3 protein-coding genes and 1 pseudogene are annotated in these 3,446 nt (G+C 56.5%); 2 read left to right on the forward strand and 2 right to left on the reverse strand.

All coding sequences use genetic code 11. The annotated features are described in order from the left end of the window. On the forward strand, nucleotides 1–328 hold a 328-nt coding region (locus Q0330_RS08275), incomplete at its 5' end, for a DUF6880 family protein (RefSeq protein ID WP_366518321.1). On the opposite strand, the gene Q0330_RS08280 is transcribed toward Q0330_RS08275, so the two are convergent. Continuing rightward, nucleotides 315–1,964, reverse strand: coding sequence for a hypothetical protein (locus tag Q0330_RS08280; protein ID WP_299477165.1), 1,650 nt, complete (start codon nucleotides 1,962–1,964; stop codon nucleotides 315–317). The genes Q0330_RS08275 and Q0330_RS08280 overlap by 14 nt on opposite strands. Before the next feature lie 65 nt (nucleotides 1,965–2,029). On the opposite strand from Q0330_RS08280, the pseudogene Q0330_RS08285 reads away from it, so the two are divergent. Beyond that, nucleotides 2,030–2,281 (forward strand): annotated as a pseudogene (locus Q0330_RS08285) (DUF6880 family protein); the annotation flags it as partial. Between the two features lie 573 nt (nucleotides 2,282–2,854). Here Q0330_RS08285 and Q0330_RS08290 read toward each other — a convergent pair. Continuing rightward, nucleotides 2,855–3,446: transposase (locus Q0330_RS08290; RefSeq protein WP_299477170.1), on the reverse strand; the 592-nt coding region annotated here is incomplete at its 5' end.

The following is a 3,446-nucleotide window of genomic DNA, read 5'->3' on the forward strand; positions in this document are numbered from 1 at the left end:
CGTCGGGATCACCGCCGGCGTCGACAGCCGACGGGTTCTTGCGGGTGTTCAGCTCGCCGAGAAGGTCCGGCCGGATCCGCACGCGCTCGCCGGCACTGTTCTCGATGCGGTTCAGGACAACGGCTATGGCCAGTATGATGGTCTAGTCGGCATCATGGCGCCGGCGCTCGGCGACGAGGGGTTGGCGGCCCTTAAATCGATGGTCGAAGAACTCGGTCGTTCGCCTTTGCCGGTTCCGCCGAAGGATCAATGGAAGGCAGTGGGCTGGGGCACGGGCGGCACCACCTACGAACACGAGATGCGGGCTTGTGTCGTCACATGCCGATGACTGCCTTCAACCTACTTTCGATCTCACGGCCCTCAGCATGGCTTCTTTTCACGCGCTCGTTCCCCTCTCGGTTCACGCGCTCTGCATTCGCCTTTGCCTGCGCGAATTCACTTTGCGCTTCTGACTCCGCCCGAAGCCAAGATATGATCATGGCACCAACAGTCGTCACTGGATACGTGAAAAAGGCAGCAACGACCGCCGCAATGATGATGAGCAAGGTTGGCGCTTGCGGCCACCAAGATGAGAATACAAAGAACAGAATTATCGCCGCGGCTAGGATGCCCCATCCCATCATACCGTCATAGCTTCCAGACGATTTCGATTTCTTTTCCGCAACGACCTCTCTGTGACTATCAGATTTCAATCTAGAAATGTGACTGTTAATCTTATTGATAAGTTCTTCACGCGCCCGCTTACCCCGGTCTTCAATCTCCATTGCTTCACAGGGGAACCTCTGGCTGTTTCTCAGAAAAAAATTGTTAAGCGTAATGAGTGTCTGATCCTTTCGGATATCCTCCAGCCTGTTTATAATGCTTTGGATTTCTTCTGATCCCAAATTGATGCCCTTACCCAAATCTTGCAGCTCAATCAATTGGTCGAGTCGAATCTCTCTACAAAACTCCATGAACTGTTCGCGTCGATAGTCCCTGGCAAGTCTCGCTGTCTTCTCTAAGTCAAGGCTGCTTTGCAGGAAGTCCTGATCATTCAGCGCTCGAATATGCAAAATCTCGTCGGCAAGGATCGCGTATCCCAGGGACGTTCCAGATGCTGCTGCATCACCCGTTCTTGCTTCGTACTTAGCCTTCAAGAAGTGCGCAAGCGGGTTCGATCCGTCTCGCGCGATAGACTTTTTGATTGCCTCGAGCGCGTTCTCAAAACTTCCAAGGCAGTAGTGACACCACGAAACCTGCAACAAGGACAAGGCTTCCAACTTCTGATGCTCCTTTCCGCAATACTTGACAGCATCCAAGAAGCTGGCAAGTGCAAGTCTTATAAACTCGTCGCCCTCTCCCGCCTCTGGGTATTGAATTAGAATCTTTCCCTTTAGGAAATGGAACGCGGGTTCGATATGAAAGCCAGAATTTCTCTCATCCCCGTGAATGGATTTGTTTGAATACTTGAGCGCGTCGTCCCAAAGTTCCCGCGCAACGCATTCCTTTGCGTATTCGAACTGCTCCCTTGCCCAGACTTGGTCTGGTGTTTTGAATAGAGTAACGAGTTCTTCAAGCAGCTCGTTGGATCGTATTGTATGGGCGGCGAGCTTCTCAAAGCCAAGATCGCAAATATAGGAAAGTTCATTTATCGATTTGTCAATGGAATTTAGGTCGAACGATATGGTTTGAAATCCAGATTGTAACGTATTGTCAATTCTATCAAGTTTTTCCCCGACTTGGTTGAAGCCCTTGCTAACCGCATCGCCAACTCTGTCAATGCTTCCAGACAAGACCTCAACGCCGACCCCGATGCGTTCGGTCAAGCGATCTGCGCTTCCAACAATCTCGCTCGTCGAACGATCAACAGCTAGTACGACCTCATCAAAGTGGCTTTTTTCTTCAAGATATTTGCGGTAGTCAAAATCTTGACTGTAGGCGAAATAGATATCCGGGACTCTAGATTTGTTTTCAAGGACGACCATGCGCTTTAGCTCCACAACATCGTGAGGCACGATAGCTAAGCTAAACTCAAGTTCAAAGGTTTTTTCCCGCGGCGGCGGCCCCGTCAGAGCGTCATCCGCTGGCCGCGACTCTGGTGCTCCGCGCGATGATCGACTTCACGCTCACCCGATCGCGGGCGAAGCGGTATCGCTATGCCGCCGAGCACCTGGTCTCCTGCGCCCGGCTCGCACGGGAAATCCCGGACTTCGGCGCGTTCGAGACGCATGACGCCTACGTCGCCCGGTTGAAGGAAGAGCACGGCAGGAAGTTCGGCTTCTGGTCGCTCACCGCCGCCTGATGGTCGTGCTACCGGAAAATCAGGTCTCAGCCCCTTGGAAGCATGGTGGAAGCACGAGGGTGAAAATCGCTGCGCAATCCCGACAGATCGTGCGAAGCCGGGCCGCTTTGCAGGGATCGGCAAGTGTCGGAAACTGCGCAAGAACTCGCGCTTCCGAGCGATTGTTCATGGTTCGTTCGACACGACTCATAACCTGAAGGTCGTAGGTTCAAATCCTACCCCCGCAACCAAAGTTTTCTGAAAGATATCAGAGACTTAAACAGAACAGGGCGCCAACTCGGCGCCCTTTTCGTGTTGCAAGCCCGTGCGACACCCTCCTCAAAGATTCCAAACACTTACGCCGATTGCCGATTCTTCCGTGCGACACGAGTGCGACACGGGAAGCATCCGATGTTCCCCCTGCGTTCGCGGCCGGATTGAACTTGCAATCCGCCGCAACCCACGCGGACACTTCTATTTTCGGGAGGCGGTCAGGATAGCGGCGGCAATGGCGCCACGGATGATGGCGCTACGGATGACGGCGCGACCTGTGGCCTGATGCCGGACTGTGGCCTTGCGGTGCCGATTGGGCGCTCATGCGGGAGCGGCTTTGGTTTCCAGAAAGACGTAGCGGCGGAGATTGTAGGCGAGGTTGGCCAGGCCGATCTTGGTGCGGGCGCGGACGAGGTCGATGGTGCGGATGAAGAGTCCCATGCGGTGCTTCTGGTCGGCGAAGACGTGCTCCACCCCGGCGCGCTCGCGCGACCGGGCGGCATTGGCGCGGGCGCGCGGTTCGGGCATGGGCTTGTCGTGGGGTTTGCGGAAGTGGACCCTGGAGACCAGGCCGGCGGCGGCGATCCGCCGCTCGTTCCTGGCCGAGCGGTAGGCGGTGTCCGCCCAGACCGAGGCGCCGGTGTTCGCCTTGTCCAGAAGTGCCGGCAGCTCGCGGCCATCGTACCGCGATGCGTCAGTGACCGTCCATGTCCGGATCAGCCGGTGGCGGCGGTCGGTGCCGATATGGCTCTTGTAGCCGTAGACCGGCACCGCGATCTCCATCGCCAGCGTGCCGTCCGGGCGGCGCTTGCGCCGGCCGCGCTTCAGGGTCCAGCGCCCGTCGCGGTCCTTCTGCCGCAGCTGAACACCCGCAAGAACCCGTCGGCTGTCGACGCCGGCGGTGATCCCGACG

This window comes from uncultured Paracoccus sp. (genome assembly GCF_937873615.1).
Classification (GTDB): Bacteria; Pseudomonadota; Alphaproteobacteria; order Rhodobacterales; family Rhodobacteraceae; genus Paracoccus.